Source organism: Algorimicrobium algoritergicola, assembly GCF_008086165.1.
Lineage (GTDB): Bacteria > Bacteroidota > Bacteroidia > Flavobacteriales > Flavobacteriaceae > Algorimicrobium > Algorimicrobium algoritergicola.
Genome location: NZ_VSKL01000002.1, coordinates 210010 through 226776 on the forward strand (window position 1 = coordinate 210010; position 16767 = coordinate 226776).

10 protein-coding genes are annotated in these 16767 nt (G+C 33.2%); all 10 read left to right on the forward strand.

Annotation, left to right across the window (positions count from 1 at the left end):
• Window positions 1-194: 194 nt before the first annotated feature.
• The 10 genes from ES675_RS06940 to ES675_RS06990 all read left to right on the forward strand — a co-directional run bounded on the left by ES675_RS06940 (window position 195) and on the right by ES675_RS06990 (window position 16683).
• Complete coding sequence (locus ES675_RS06940) at window positions 195-1016, forward strand: hypothetical protein (RefSeq protein WP_066249921.1); 822 nt, start codon at window positions 195-197, stop codon at window positions 1014-1016.
• A gap of 259 nt (window positions 1017-1275) precedes the next feature.
• Window positions 1276-1638, forward strand: coding sequence for a DUF4870 domain-containing protein (locus ES675_RS06945; RefSeq protein ID WP_066250034.1), 363 nt, complete (start codon window positions 1276-1278; stop codon window positions 1636-1638).
• A 280-nt stretch (window positions 1639-1918) separates the two neighbouring features.
• A complete protein-coding gene (locus tag ES675_RS06950; protein WP_066249924.1) occupies window positions 1919-5806 on the forward strand; it encodes a two-component regulator propeller domain-containing protein in 3888 nt (1295 codons plus the stop codon).
• 248 nt (window positions 5807-6054) lie between these two features.
• On the forward strand, window positions 6055-6891 hold the full coding sequence (locus ES675_RS06955) for a DUF4412 domain-containing protein (RefSeq protein WP_066249927.1): 837 nt from the start codon (window positions 6055-6057) through the stop codon (window positions 6889-6891).
• Between the two features lie 40 nt (window positions 6892-6931).
• Window positions 6932-7525: a hypothetical protein gene (locus ES675_RS06960; RefSeq protein WP_066249931.1), complete on the forward strand. Its 594-nt coding sequence runs from the start codon at window positions 6932-6934 to the stop codon at window positions 7523-7525.
• Between the two features lie 936 nt (window positions 7526-8461).
• Window positions 8462-9697, forward strand: a complete 1236-nt coding sequence (locus ES675_RS06970) for a hypothetical protein (protein WP_170244078.1) — start codon at window positions 8462-8464, stop codon at window positions 9695-9697.
• A gap of 222 nt (window positions 9698-9919) precedes the next feature.
• On the forward strand, window positions 9920-11515 hold the full coding sequence (locus ES675_RS06975; RefSeq protein ID WP_066249937.1) for a hypothetical protein: 1596 nt from the start codon (window positions 9920-9922) through the stop codon (window positions 11513-11515).
• 75 nt (window positions 11516-11590) lie between these two features.
• Entirely contained in the window at window positions 11591-12556 is a 966-nt protein-coding gene (locus ES675_RS06980) for a hemagglutinin protein (RefSeq protein WP_066249940.1), read from the forward strand.
• 40 nt (window positions 12557-12596) lie between these two features.
• On the forward strand, window positions 12597-13385 hold the full coding sequence (locus tag ES675_RS06985) for a T9SS type A sorting domain-containing protein (RefSeq protein WP_082985881.1): 789 nt from the start codon (window positions 12597-12599) through the stop codon (window positions 13383-13385).
• A gap of 37 nt (window positions 13386-13422) precedes the next feature.
• Window positions 13423-16683 carry a T9SS type A sorting domain-containing protein gene (locus tag ES675_RS06990; protein WP_082985882.1) on the forward strand — a complete coding sequence of 1087 codons (3261 nt, stop codon included), beginning with the start codon at window positions 13423-13425 and terminating at the stop codon, window positions 16681-16683.
• The last annotated feature ends 84 nt before the right edge of the window (window positions 16684-16767 follow it).

The following is a 16767-nucleotide window of genomic DNA, read 5'->3' on the forward strand; positions in this document are numbered from 1 at the left end:
ATACTTAAAAGCAACTTTAAAGAAATTCATAACTATGAAATATCTTTAAAGTTGCTTTTTTGTTTTTAAGCATTTGGCTTTAGCCTATGGAATTTACATCTGATTTTAATTTTGTATAAAGTTTGTTTACTTATCAAAACAACTTACACAAAGAGGTAATTATAATCGAAATAAATTTTTTTTAAACATTAATTATGAAAACCACAATTACAAAAATTAAGTACGTATCAATGATGCTGTTTTTTATTTTTGCTACAGCATGTAGTTCAGATGATGATTCAGGCACTAATATCCCAGGTGCTAATGTGCCAACAGTTAATTACGCAAATTCAACTATAGATGCTGCTTTTTTTGAAGCAGGAAATTCTGCTGCACCAGATATTACTTGGAATGGTAGTGTTGGAGCTTTTTCTTTAGCTACACCTTTAGATGGTTTAAGCATTAATGCAAATACAGGTGTATTAAGTTGGACTAAATTATTACCACAAGGTAATCATACTATTCAAGTTATTATAGCTAATAGTGCAGGGCAGAAAAGTATAAATCTTATTTTACAAAATAAATTTCAAGGTAATTTTACATACAGATTTGAAGGTACATGTTCATACGAACTCCATTTTAGCGCAGACGGTTCTTTAGGTGTTAAATATATAAGAGGCGTGGATATACTTGCAAATGGATCTTGGGAAATAAATGGCAATGAGCTTACAGCAAGTTATACTTTTATAAATGATAATGAAGAGAATTCTATTAGAGCGCTTTTAGTACACACAACAACAGAGGTAAAATTAGAAGGGAATTGGTATAATGGATTAGGCGCTATTTCAGGTCAAGAAGGAGGTAGTATTAATTTAAAACTAGGTGAACTACCAGCAGGCGATGGCATTATATCTCTAAGAGATAATGGCGGTTATATAGTTCTATTTTATGACTCCTGTGGTGCTGCTTGTTGTTTCAGTACGGTTCAAGACGCCAAGGATGCTTATCCAAGCAGAACATTAACATTTGTACCTTAAAATTAAGATAAATTGAAGATACTTTGGAAGATTATTTAATTCTACTTTTTAACAACTGTAAAGAACTTATACATTCTTTACAGTTGTTTTTTTTATAAACAATTGGTGTTTTTAATCTTTCATTAATCGTTAATCGAACTTGTAAAAGCTCTTTCATAATTAATAATGGGAATATTTGTAAACTTTTCACCTCATTTTGTTAACCTTTTATATTTGTTTACATAAATATACAGTAACCAATTATAAAATACATATTCAAATGAAAACAGCAGAACCAACAGTAGTAACAGCAAGTACAGAATCTGAAATAACCGAAGGGAAATCTATGGCCATTATTGCCTACTTAACCTTTGTAGGGTTAATTATTGCTTTTGTAATGAATAACGATAAGAAGAACAAATTTGCCAAGTACCACATTACACAATCACTTGGATTAGCTTTAACAGGTTTAGCTATAGGTATTATAGGTATGATACCTATTTTAGGTTGGATAATTAGTGTTATCGGTTTTTTTGTAATTGTTTTTATGTGGATTTCGGGTTTGATGAATGCAATTAACGAGAAACAAAAACCGCTTCCTATTTTAGGAAATAAATACGAAGAATGGTTTAAAAATTTATAAGTCGACTTTTAATTTGAATTAGAATTTCTACAAAAAAACATCTAAAACGACATTCAAAATAAAATCACTAAAATAGTTTTAATTGGAATTAAAAAGGAGAAGGCGCTCAAGTAAAAAGAAGCGTTGTTCTCCTTTTTAGCTTTTAACTGTGCTCTGGTTTTTTTTATAAGCGTAAAATCCAATTTATAAATTCACATAAATAAATCAATTTAAAATAAATTCATCAGCTTTCAATAAGCAATCAAAAACATTTAGTACTTTAATAGTTAATTAAATCAAAATGAACCATTTAAAATTGCTTCTGTTTTTTATCGGAACATGTGCTGTTTATTCTCAAACAAATAAGCAAGTGGCATTTCGGGAATTGACTGTGGAGCAAGGTTTATCTCAAAATAGTGTTGTTAGCATTGCACAAGATAGCATTGGCTTTATGTGGTTTGCTACCCAAGATGGGCTGAATAAATATAATGGTCGAGAATTCTCCTATTACAAAATTCAGTTTGAAGATGTGACCAGATCCACCTTTAGCAAACTAGGAAAATTATATGTGGATAAATCAGGTAAATTATGGGCTATTGCTAATTCGGGGAAATTACAGTTTTATAATAAAGAGCGAGATAGTTTTCAATCCGTTATAACTAATTATGCGGTCAGCACCGTTTTTCAAGATGACGATCAAAACTTCTATATGGGAACTTTTGATAGTGGACTATATATAGTCAATTCTCAATCTGCAGACACCATTCAATTTTTAAAACCAGAACATGCGCATCATACTATTTATGATTTCATAAAAGGAGATAATGAAAGCTTTTTTGCAACTACAAAAGGAGGTGTTTTTAAAATTAAAAATAACAGGTATGAACATATAGAAATTGATTCGGTTTCTAATTTTAGTGCTTTGGCTCAATCGGATAATAACACCATGTATTTGGGAAGCTTTGGCAAAGGATTATTTGTAAAATCGGAAAACGAAAAACAGTTTGCGCCTTTTAAAAATAAGCCATCTTTTTGGCTCCCAGAAAATTTAATAATTCAAGATTTATTAGTTGATAAACGGAATAGATTATGGATAGCAACTTATGGACAAGGAGTATTTCTAGTAGATTTTAAAAATCAGTTTATTCAAAATTTTAAAGAAAATAAGAATGATCCGTATGCACTTCATTATAATGATGTTATATCCTTATATGAAGATAATACGGGAACAATCTGGCTAGGAACCGATGGTGCAGGCTTAAGTTATTATGATGAATTTTTAATAAAATTTAATGTGCTAACTAACGATCAAGTTCCTCAAAATGTTCATGTAGATGTTATTCGTGCCATTACAGTTGATACAAATAATAATATTTGGTTGGGTACATCAGGAAAAGGTTTAACGGTTGTAAACACAAAAAACCAAAAGTTTCACACCTATACATCTGCTAACTCTAAACTATTAGGAGATAGGATTATGAGTCTGTTTTATGACAAAGGAAATCTTTGGATTGGTCATCAAACGTATGGATTGCAAAAGATGGATTCTAGCGGGAAAATCACATCATTTAAAGAAACGGCAGATTTTACTATTTGGAAAATACTAAAAGATAGATCAGATAATTTGTGGCTTGGTACACGAGATCATGGATTCGTTCAATTTAATGAGAACCAAGGAATAACAAAAAAGATAAATACAGAAAACACCATTTTGGCAACTAATAATATTCGGGACATAGCCTTGGGTGAGTCTGGTGTTTTTTGGATTGGAACGGAAACGGATGGGCTTTATAAGTTTTATAAAAAAACAGATAGTTTAGTGAAAATCGATAAAATAAACGACAAAATAAAATCATTATTCTATCAAGATTCCATCCTTTGGGTTGGAACCAATGGTAATGGTTTAAAATCTTTCAACACAAAACGCAATACATTTAATACGTATTCCACAAACAATGGTTTATTAAATGATGTTATTTATGGTATTCTGCCTGGAAATAATGATTATTTATGGTTGAGTTCCAATAAAGGCATCACCAAATTAAAGATTGAAGGTGGTGAGATTTCAGAGATAGAAAATTATGATAATTATGATGGTCTTCAAGCTTATGAATTTAATACAGGTGCATCATACAAACATACGGATGGTATATTATATTTTGGTGGTTTAGAAGGTTTAAATTGGTTTAATCCCAATCAGCTTGAATTTAATCCCATAAAGCCAAAAACAATTATTACAAATTTAGATGTTTTCAATAAACCTATTGCGTTAATTGATAATCAGGAATTTAAGTATGATAAAAACACGATAACCTTTACATTTTCAGCATTACATTTTTCCCAACCTGAACGAAATCAATACAAATACCGATTAATAAATAATGATGCCAATTGGATAAATTCTGGAAACAGTAATGTGGCACACTACACCAATTTACCACCAAGTGTGTATCAATTTCAAGTTATTTCTAGCAATTATGATGGTGTTTGGAATACCACACCTGCGACATATATTTTCACTATTTTAGACCCTTGGTATGCCACAAATTTGGCTAAAACCATGTATTTACTTCTAATAATAGTTTTGGCGTATATTTTATATCTGTATTTAAAATGGCGTTGGAATGTGAAAAATCAATTGCGTTTAGAGCAAGATGAAACTATTCGTTTAAAGAAATTAGATGAATTTAAAACCAAACTTTATACCAATATTTCCCATGAATTTAGAACACCGTTAACCTTAATTTCTGGTCCTATAGATAATCAATTAGCCAAACCAGAACTTTCTAAAACCGATAAAAAAGAACTGACTCTAGTAAAGCAAAACGCAACCCGATTGCTTAATTTGGTAAACCAGATGTTGGATCTTTCTATGATAGATTCAGGGCAAATAAAACTGAAAGTATCACAAGGAAATTTAACCATTTTATTAAAACAGATTGTAAGCGCATTTCAATATAAAGCCAATAAAAAAAACATAGAAATTAACTACCAGATTTATAATTTAAAAGCTGTTTGGTTTGATAAAGATATTATTGAAAAAGTAACGTCAAATCTATTATCAAATGCTATAAAATATGCACCAAAAAACAGTGAAATTATATTTGAAGCCATGAATCAAAATGGCATGTTGGTGTTATCCATTATAAACAGCAGTAAACAAGTTGGAAAAGAAGATTTAAACAAACTGTTTCAACGTTTTTATCAGAATAACGAATTGTCAGATGGTGTAGGCGTTGGTTTGGCTCTGGTTCGTGATTTGGTAACGCTATCCAAGGGCAGTATTATAGCCAACAATTTGGAATCGGACCGCATCCAATTTACCGTGTCACTACCTATTAATAAAGTCGCTTTTGCTGAAGATGAATTGCAAGTTACCACTTTCACAGAAAAGCCACATTTAGATTTAGAGTCACTTATTATTGAAACCAATACGGATAAACGAACGTTACTTATTGTGGAAGACGAGCCAGATATTCGGTCATTTATCGTTTCTATGTTTGCAGATAGCTATCAAATTATTGAAGCTGCAAATGGTAAAATAGGTATTGAAAAAGCCCGAAAACACCTTCCAGATTTAATTATCAGTGATATTATGATGCCGGAACAGGACGGAATAGAATTATGTCACGAAATTAAAACAAATGAGGTTACAAGTCACATTCCCGTAATTCTACTTACGGCAAAAGTTGGAGATGCTAATGAAATTGAAGGTATTAAAACAGGAGCAGATGCCTATGTTACAAAACCATTTAGCAGCGAAAAATTAAAAATCCGAGTAGAAAAACTGATAGAAAGTCGCTTAAAACTTCAAAAACACTTCAGTAATACCTTAACAATAAATCCGGAATTGGCGATTACTTCCACTGAAAGCGAATTTTTAAAAAGGCTTCAAACTACGTTGGACCAACATATAACAAATCCAGATTTTAACAGCGAAGGGTTGAGCAAACACATGCAAATAAGTCGTACGCAACTTCATAGAAAACTGAAAGCCATAACCGGTATGACCACTAGCGAATTTTTACGATCTCAACGCTTAAAATTATCATTAGAATTGTTAAAAAATTCTGATGCTACCATGGCAGAAATCGCCTATCAAGTCGGATTTAATTCCCCTTCCTATTTCACCAAATGCTTCAAGGACGTTTATGGTTTTACACCAAACGAATACCTTCAAAACAACTAAAAAATCACGTTTCAATAACATTTGGCACATATTTTATATTCTTTGAAACATATCTGTTATTCAAAGGTGAAGCTACCATTTACTTTTGTTTCACTCCTTACAATGTTGTAATGCTATAATGTTATAATGAGATAATATGAAAATCAAAGAATGAAACACGTTAATAATTACTAAAAAAATTTTCTTCAATTTTCATGTTAACCTTTTATATAGTGAATCATAAATAATTATAATTTAAAACTTGAATTATGAAATCAATTTTCTCCTTTCTATTCCTTATATGTTTTGCATATTCTGGACACTCACAAATTTTTGAAAGACTAGCTGATAAAGCAGCAAAATCAGCTGAACGTACAGTTGAGCGCAAAGTAGAACAAAAATCCGCCAAAGAAACAGACGAAGCATTCGATTCTGTTTTTGAAAGTAATGATAAGAACTCCAGTTCTTCAAAAAAAGACAAAACTTCTAAAAACACAGAAAAACCTTCTAAGAATAGTAACACGCCAGAGGCAGTTTACAGTTTCACTCATAAATATGTTATGCAAATGGAGAGTGATGATTACACAACCAACTTGACATACTACTTAGCAGAAGGGCAAAGTTATTTTGGAAGTACTGTAGAATCTGCAACATCCATGATTTCTGTTATGGATATGGAAAAACAAACCCTATTTATGTTTACGGAAGCTGGAGGAACTAAAATGCTTATGGCTTCAGGTATGAATTTGGATAAAATAATGAAAGACAATGCAGAAGATGCTGATGCACGTGTTGAAAAAACAGGTAGAACCAAAACCATTTTAGGTTATATGTGTTCAGAATATAAAGTAACATCAGAAGATATGACTGGCGAATTTTGGATAACACAAGATGCAGGTATTACCTTCCCAAAAGGTTTTTACGACATGGCGGATAAAAACAAAAATTCCAATCAAGCTTGGATGGCAGATATGAAAGGTATTATGATGGAAATGCATATTACAGATACCTCTAAACGAAAAAATAAAACCATGACCATGCGTTGTGTGGCTTTAGAAAAATCGAAATTTAAAATCAACTCTAGCGATTATAAAAAATTCATGTAATCATTAATCTACTTAAATAAAACTTAAACAAAAATTTATTATGAAAACAATTCAAACCGCAGGTAAACTGCTCGCTTTATTTCTCGTTGTTATGGCAACATCATGTTCCAGCGATGATAATCCTTTAAATGACAATCCCGATCCGCAAGGAGAATCTCATTTTTATGAGCTCACTTTTACGGGTGGACCTATGGATGGCGATACTTTTTCTGGGACCATCACAAATGGCAGTGGTACAAGTGGCGCTGTAGCAGTAAGAACGGTATCTACAAATAATGGAGGTACTGAAGAAGATACAATGGTTTTAACTTTGTTAGATGAAATCCATACCCCTAACATTTCTTTGGGCATGGTAATGACTATGAATAATAACCAAGGCATGGATTTTGGTCCAAACGTTACCGAAACCAGTTCCGGCATGACAATTATTTATAATAATTATGTCATGAATACCATTTCAGGATCTTCAACGATTACTAATTATGGACAAAGTAATGTTTACTCGGGTGTTGCATATGCACATTTTACAATAACATTTAGTGCGGAAATGGAAGTTAGGGATATTAATCAAACAGATACATTTACAACGCAAGTAACAGGTACAATTAATGTTAAACGTTTTCCGATTCCTTAATTTTTAATTTTAGTCTAATAAGGTAATTTTAAAAGTATGTTTTATAACCACACCTTTTAATTATAAGAGTATTTAAACGCCTCAAATTGAAAAATTTGAGGCGTTTACTTTTATGAGATTACTAATATTTTGCAAACTATTATGTTTTCACATATCTAATAGGTTTACTAAATTATGAGTTATTTATAAAATTTAGCATTATTAAGCTCTTCAATTTATGGTTGTTCAGATATCCAAGTTTAAAAATTAATTTTTAATATTTCTGTAAATTTTTTAAGGATGATTTATAGTTGCACACTTAAGGATTATCTCCTAAACAAGTAAAAAACCATGCTTCAATAACATTTGGCACATATTTTATATTCTTTGAAACATATCTGTTATCAAAGCAGATTTTCTATGTCTAAATTTGAATCTCTTTAATGGAATACCTTATGAAACAAAACTCAAATTCCCTAAAAAAAGAAAGTGATGATAAGATTTATATATCCATAGATCATCTTAAAAAAGGCGTTTACCAATTACATATTTTACTTAATAATAAAGTCGTTAAGTCCATTGAAATAGAAAAATAGGTTCTTGTAAATAACGTACCAATAATCTTTATTTTTTAAAAGAATAACCAAAACAAATAATAGACGCGACTATGACACTACTATATATCAGTTCCGCTATCATACTATTAATTCTAATCAATTTATTGTTACTCATGTTTAGCTGTAGTACCTATCAGGAAGATGAAAAGCATAATAAGGCTTGAAGACCTATGTTTTCAGTGTTTTTCATGAGCATGGAACATATCTTATAGACTTTGAAACAATAGTAATATACAAAGACCTGTATCCATTCTACATTTGAAATAAATAATGAGAGACATTTAATTATCAGGATGTTAACCTTTCATAAACCATATCATTAATGATTAAACACAATCTTATGAAAACAAAATTAGCGTTTTTAGTAATCATGTTTACGACCATCATGACATTTGCACAAAATGGCATCAATTACAAGGCTGTTATAAAAGACAACCTTGGTAATGTAGTAGCGAATGATCTGATAGCTATTCAATTCACGATTCTTGATGGCGCAACTAATGTGTATCAGGAAACCCAAACACCAACTACAGATGACAATGGAATTATTATCGTAAACATTGGTGAAGGAACTCCCACGTTTACGCCTTTTTCCACAGTTGATTGGAGTAGTAGTAATCACTTCTTAAATGTTCAATTGAATACAGGAGGTGGTCTGGTAGATATGGGTACGACAGCTTTTAAACCAGTGCCTTATGCATTAATGGCAAAAAATATTGAAAATCCGTTATGGACAAAAAACGGGTTTAATATTGGCCATGCGGGAGGAAATGTAGGTATTGGTACAACCTCACCTTCTGCACCATTAGAGGTTTATGGAACTGGACCTATAATTCCTAGAATTACATCAACTAATAACACTTCAGGACTTGCACTATACAGACCTGGGCCAACCAGTGTGGATTGGTCTTTGCTAAATGCAACAAATAATGAACTTCAACTAGCTAGCTCAACTGATGACTTATCCAGTGGCATTGTCAGATTGAGATTTAAAAGTAATGGCGATATTATTATGGCACAAAATGAAGGCAGAGTAGGGATTGGAACCTTTACACCAGTAAATCCTTTATCTGTGGTTCAAGCATCAGGGACGGCTAATACAGTGCGTATTGAAACGTTGGATCATCCTACAGGTAAAGATCTTTTGGAGCTAATAGTGCCTTCAGGTTCTACAGCTGGTTCACAATTTATAGAAATGCAAAATGGTTTTGATATTGTTGCTGCAATAAATAGTGATGGTTCAGCTAAATTTAAATCGGTTCAGTTTGAAGATAATACGGTACAAACCACTGCTGCTGTTGGACCAATTGCCTATGGTTTTGTGCAATCGAATGGAAATGTAAGTTCTGGTTCAGGGAATTTTAGTGCTACTTGGAATGCCGTAGATAATAGATATGATATTACTATTACTGGCGAGAATTATTTCTGGACACTTTTTACTACAAATATTACGAGTGGTTCAGCTGCCATAGACCGAATACGTGTAAGCAGTTCTAATGGAAAAATGATTGTATTCCTTTATAATGATACAGGATCATTAATTCAAGGTAATTTTCAATTTGTTACCTATAAATAAGAATAGTGTAGACGCATAAATTTATAACTAACGCGGCAGGTAATATTAGTCACTAAAAGAAATAGATGCCAGCATCAATTATAAAAAAATAATACCATGTAACATATCTTATATAGATTGGAACAATAGTATTGCCATTTGTAATAGCTAAATAATAATTTTATCTATGAGTTAAGAATTCAATAACAAGTTACACAACATGAACCTTAAAAAAAACAGAAAATGAAAATTAAACTAACATTACTAACTTTACTTATTACCTGTTTTGGTTTTGCTCAAAACGGTATTAACTACAAAGCCATTATAAAAGACAACCTTGGTAACGTGGTTGCTAACGATCTAATCGCTGTTCGATTTACTATTCATGAAACAACTCCTGAAGGAACAGCTGTCTATCAAGAAGACCATGCACCAAATACCGATGAAAATGGGCTTATTATGATAAATATAGGTGAAGGTAATCCACTCTTAAATGTGTTTACAGATATAGATTGGGCAAGCAACCCTCATTTTCTAAATGTTCAAATAAATACCGGGTCTGGATTGGTAGATATGGGTACTACAGAATTTAAAGCTGTGCCTTATGCACTCTCTGCACCAGATACCTCTAAATGGGATATTAATGCAAATAATATTTATCGTTCAGAGGGTAATGTAGGTATAGGAATTGCTAATCCTACCAGAAAATTACATGTTGTAAATGATGACCAACCATATTCGGCGTACTTTCAAAATAATTATGCTGGTAATAGTTCTAAATATGGTATATACAATGATATCACACCCGACGGTAACTCTACCAAATATGGTTTCTATAATAATATTGCTGCTAGTAACGCCACGAGTCCTACCTATGGAATTTACAATACGTTGTCTACTACTGGTGCAACCGGGAATATGTACGGTATTTACTCTTACATATCCTCAGCCGGTACAGGAGCTCATTATGCACTATATGGATATGCAATTGGTCCTGGTAATTATGGGATATATACATATAATAACAGCCCCGATCAGGGATGGGCAGCCTATTTTAATGGTAGGACACAAGTTACGGACCGACTAATGGTTGGTACAGACCACAAAGGTAGACAGGGTATTAATGCGAATCAAAGAGATATATACGTAAGAAATGCAGACACTACCACTGTACGAACAAGATTTTCTGGAGCAGGAACTGGTGGAGAAACCGAGTATTATATGAACTCCGGATTTAGAACACTTGAGTTACAAGCTTCAGAAACAGCCAGTACAGGCTCGCAAATACAAATGTATAAGGCTGATGGATCATTGGGAATATCTTTAGATGCCGATTTTTTAGGTTTTGGTCGGGTTATTACTCAAGAAATAGAAGTTACTGGCGCTGATTTGGCCGAGTTTTATGCAGTTTCTAATGCGTCACTAGCAAAACCTGGCATGATCCTTTGTTTAGATCCAAATAAACCTGGTGAGATGATGGTGTCTAACCAACCATATGATAAAAAAGTAGCAGGTATTATCAGTGGTGCTAATGGTATCCGACCTGGAATATTAATGGGAGGAGAAATGACGGCAGACGAAAGTTCTTTAAGTCAAGAAAATAGATATGCAACAAGTGATGGTAAACAGCCATTAGCCCTAACAGGCAAAGTATATGTGTATGCCGATGCATCTAATGGAAGCATTGAAGTTGGTGATTTACTTACCTCTTCTTCAACACCAGGGTACGCAATGAAAGTAACAGATTATTCGAGAGCACAAGGAGCCATAGTTGGAAAGGCAATGTCGTCATTGACATCTGGACAAGGGTTTATTTTGGTGTTAGTTAACCTTCAATAATAAGTATATAATTGTTTTTAAACCGATTATATAAAGAATATTAAATTTAATTAGAAATTTAAAACAAGTATTATCATGAAAAAATTATTAATAATTCTTTTAGCTTTTAATTTTGTTCAGTTTACGCAAGCTCAATCCATCGATAAATTCAGTATCGATAGTGGAGGCGCAAGCGCAACAGTAGGTGGTATAGAGATTTTGTATACTATTGGGGAGGTTAACGTGCAAGAAATAAGCGTCGGAAATATTCAGGTTTCTGAAGGTTTTATCAATGGCAGTTTGAAAATAAAAGTAGATCCAAAACTATTCTTGCAAGGACCACTCTTAAATCCAGTTTTAGCCGGATTAATGAATGATGATTTAAGGCAAAATGCCATTATTCCAACAACCAGTCCATATGCAGATTTAGCAACATGTAATGCATCGGTGTTTTCTATTACAGGTGCAAATGCCATTGTAGATTGGGTTTGGGTGGAACTGCGTGCAGCCAATGATAATACGAAACTCATTAATGGAAAGTCAGCTCTTTTGCAACGAGATGGTGATGTGGTAGGTTTAGATGGTACCACAAGTCTGGTTATGAATGCCGCACCTTCTAATTATTATGTGGTGGTTAATCACAGAAATCATTTAGGTGCTATGAGTGCAGGAACCATTGGCCTTAATGAAAGTACAGCTGGCGTTGCAGATTTTACCAATAGTGGATTTGCAACCTATGGAACAATGGCACAAGCCATTTTAGATTCTGGGAACACGGCACTTTGGGCTGGTGATGTTAACGGAAATAATCAAGTGCGTTATTTAGGGCCAAGTAATGATTCGGCTACCTTAAAAACCATTGTGCTAAATGCGCCAGGTAATTCCTCTGGTAGTAATTATTTTCCATATGCAGCCTACAATTTGGGCGATATTAACCTCAACGGCATTGTCCGGTATTTAGGTCCAGGTAATGATAAAGGTATTTTGAAAAACATTATACTAAATCATCCTGCAAACCCTGCCTCAAATTATTTTCCTATTTCACAACAAATACCGAATTAAAACAAACATCTAATTTTTTAACAATTTAAACTATATTATTATGAAACATTTATACACAGCGGTCATTTTACTTTTTATGACCTTCACATTACACGCACAAAATCATACTTATGAGTTTAGTATCTCATTTGTAGGGATTAACTCGAACACAGGAAACTACCAAATGGCTTTATTAGCAACACCAAGCGAATCCGTGGTAGATGACAGTACAGACGATATGGGAGCTGGATTTTACGTGCCAACAGGTATGACTATTGGTAACTTTGTAACTGGTAATTCTAATCTTCCAGCATCCGAATGGGTATCTATTTCCATGGGTCCTGGAGTTAATGGTGATGCTTATTTTCTAGGTCGCGATGAAGCCGGGCAGTTTACCGTTATGTTAAATGGTGCAGGTCCTTTTGAGCTGGTTTTATTTGATGTTATTGCAGATCCAAACCCAACAACAGGCGCTATTATGTTCGTTGAAAATGGTGATCCGGTTTTTGACACCATTTTTATTGAAAATTATATCAATATCTGGGCACAAAATTTATACTCGCAAAACAGCCCATTGGCAAGTTCTGTAAATTTCGCAACCTTAAGTACGGAAGCCGTTATTGTAGATACTTCGCTTTCTGTTTATCCGAATCCAGCATCTGATATTCTGAGTATTAAAACACCAAATACTATAAGTTCCATTGAGCTGTATTCTATACTAGGTAAAAAAGTATTTGAAAGCAGCCAGAATACAAACCAAATTGATGTTAGTAATTTTCAATCTGGTATCTATCTACTGAAAATTCAAACAGAGAAAGGTCGCGTCACTAAAAAAATAGTGATTAAATAATACTTAAAAACTATTAATCAGTTTAAAACTAATCATTATGAAACGTCTTTACTATTTCAAACCCAGTTTGGTTTATACGCTATTTCTTGTATTCTTTAATTTTCCGCACATAGGGTTTGCTCAAGCTCCTAAAATGCCAGCATCTGAATTAAAAATTTCAAGTGTTGATGATATGTCATGCATATCTCTTGAAGATATATATTCTAATAAAGAAAAAGTACCAGAGCTAAGGACGTTTCAAGATTTAAAATTACAAGTTATTTCCGAAGTCACATCTCATAATTCATTAGGTTATGAAGCTGCAAATCGGACGCATTTAAATAGATCTATTTCTGAAGATTTTAAAGGAAGAGAGAATAGTCTTATAAATGACCTTCAGTTTCAAGTTCTTGATCATCCAATTTCGAGCAATACGCAACAAGCGTCAAGACGAGATGTGGGCGATTATATAGTGAATACAACTGATGATACACCAGACGCTAATATTTCGGATGCTATTTGTGCCGATTCCAATGGTAACTGTTCCTTAAGGGCAGCCATTCAAAATGCCAATAAATTGAGTGATAAAAACACCATTCATTTTAATATTTCTGGAAGCGCTCCTTTTACAATCGCTTTGGCAACAACTGAACTACCACTAATTGCATATCCTGTCGTAATAGATGGTAGAATGCAAACGGAATATGCTATAGCAAATTCGCCTGTAATTGAAATAGATGGTACAAGTTTACCCTTGGGAAGTTCGGGACTTAAAATTTATGGATTTTCAGATAATTCGGAAGTTTATGGGTTATCCATAGGTGGTTTTCAACGTTTGGATGTTTCGCCATATTCAGGAGGAATGGGTATAGATGTTTTTTCAATAAACAATACCATCCAAAGTAATTATATTGGCTTAAAGCCAGATGGTACAACGTTAAATCCTAATCAATGGGGAGTTTATTTTTTTAATAGTAGTTATAATACGATAGGAGGAATTGGGGATAATGAAGGAAATGTTATTTCCGGAAATTATTCTGGAGGCGTAACTTTTGATGGTATAGATTCTTCCAATAATGTGGTGCAAGGAAACCTGTTAGGTACTGATGCTACAGGTTTATTGCCTCGAGGAAATCGTTTTAATCTTCAAATGTTAGATGCACCAAATAATACCATTGGAGGCAATACAGCAGAGGCTAGAAACATAATTTCGGCTGGTGTAAATAGCCAATCTGCAGCCACTGATGGCACTGGGATTTCCATAACAGGTAGTGCTTCAGCAAATAATACTATTATAGGTAATTACATTGGAACAGATATTACAGGGAACGCGCCATTGGCGAATATTAGAGGCGGTATATTAGTGCTTTTTGGCGCTAATAATAATAATTTTGGTGGTGATCAAGTTGGCGAGAGAAATGTTATATCTGGAAATAATTATGGCATCTACTTTCAAGGATCCCCATCAGGGAATCCAGTGTCTAATAATATTATTTCCGGAAACTATATAGGCATAAATGCATTGGGAAATCTGGCTTTACCAAATACTTATGGCATCATGATGTTATTAGGCGAAAACACCTTAAACACTATTGGTGGCTCTAGTCAAGGGTCTCGAAATATAATTTCTGGAAACACAAGTGATGGTGTTTTTTTGAATAGTGGTGGCACTAATACAGTTAGTAATAATTATTTAGGTGTTGATATTTTAGGAACAAGTGCTTTGCCTAATGGACAAGCTGGTGTATTTGTTAATTCTGCTGATAATGTTATACATGCCAACGTTATTTCAGGGAATGGAGCAGCTGGAATAAATTTATCCAGTATCTCAACTACTAACGCTGTTACGGGTAATTTTGTTGGAACTAATAAGGATGGTGTTCTTGCTATTCCAAATGAACGTGGTATTGAAATCCGCGGATCTGCAAACACCATTGGCGGAATGGATGGTTTGAATAGAAATATCATTTCTGGCAATACGTTATATGGTGTCAATATTTTTGGCCCATCAGCTACTGGAAATATGGTAAAGGGAAATTATATTGGTACAGATATTAATGGAATGGTTCCATTACCAAATAGTACGGGATTGCGAATTTCTGAAGCAAGCTCAAACATAGTTGGTAGTAGCGTTATTTCGGAAAGAAATATTATTTCAGGGAATTCCACTGAAGGTATTTTAATTTCAAGCGCATTATCTACAAATAATCAAATATTAGGAAATTATATCGGTACAGATGAAACGGGTTCAAATGCATTACCAAATTTTCGAGGCATGCGACTTGTTAATACCTCCAATAATATGATTGGTGGCTCTGGGCCAAATGAAGGTAATTTGGTTTCGGGAAACCAATCTGACGGTGTTTTATTATTAATCACATCAGCCAATACACTTTTTGGAAATAAAATAGGCGTGAAAGCTGATGGTTTAACGGCATTACCTAATGGACAAACAGGTGTTCAAGTTCTTAATGGAAGTACAGATAATATTATTGGTGGTCTTAATAGTGGCGAAGGTAATACCGTTGCATTTAACACGAATAAAGGTGTTAATTTGCTTAAAATAAACGCAGGTGGTTACCCAGATATTGAACCCACAGGAAATATTATATCTGGTAACAGTATATTTGGTAATACATCTACTGTTTCTTCAAATGGTATTACAGGAGCTGGTATTGATTTAAACAGTGATGGTGTCTCATTAAATGATGCGGATGATGCTGATTTAAGAGCAAATAACACACAAAATTATCCAGTTATTGAAACCGATGGTGCTTCAGTAGAGGAGAACGTAATTACAGTATCATATATGATTCTGTCTACTGCTGCCAATTCATCCTATCCAATTCAGGTTGAATTTTTTATAGACGACAATAACCGTCAAGGAAAAGAATTTTTGTTTGTTGATACCTATACTGAAACTGATTTTAATTCAGCTTTAAATAAAACAATTTCTATGGCAATTCCCTCTGGAAGTACCTTTGTAGCGGAACAAAAAATTCTAGCTATTGCAATAGATGCAAATGGGAATACTTCTGAATGTAGTATATCAGAAACTGTTATAGATGAAAGTCTTTCAGTAGAAAGCCAAATGTTTACAGAGGTTTCTATTTATCCAAACCCAGCAACTGATATTCTTAATATTAAAATACCAAATACTATAAACTCTATTGAATTGTATTCAATTCTAGGGAAAAAAGTATTTCAAACAAGTAGTACTATTGATCAGATTGATGTGAGTAGCTATCAATCAGGTATCTATTTGCTTAAAATAAAAACAAATCAAGGGAGTGTCACTAAAAAAATTGTGATTAAATAATATTAAAGAGGCTATTTGTTGAAGTTAAAAGGGGAATGACCTCATGTTACAATATGTGTTGTTTCCCTTTTTTTAATTTCACGG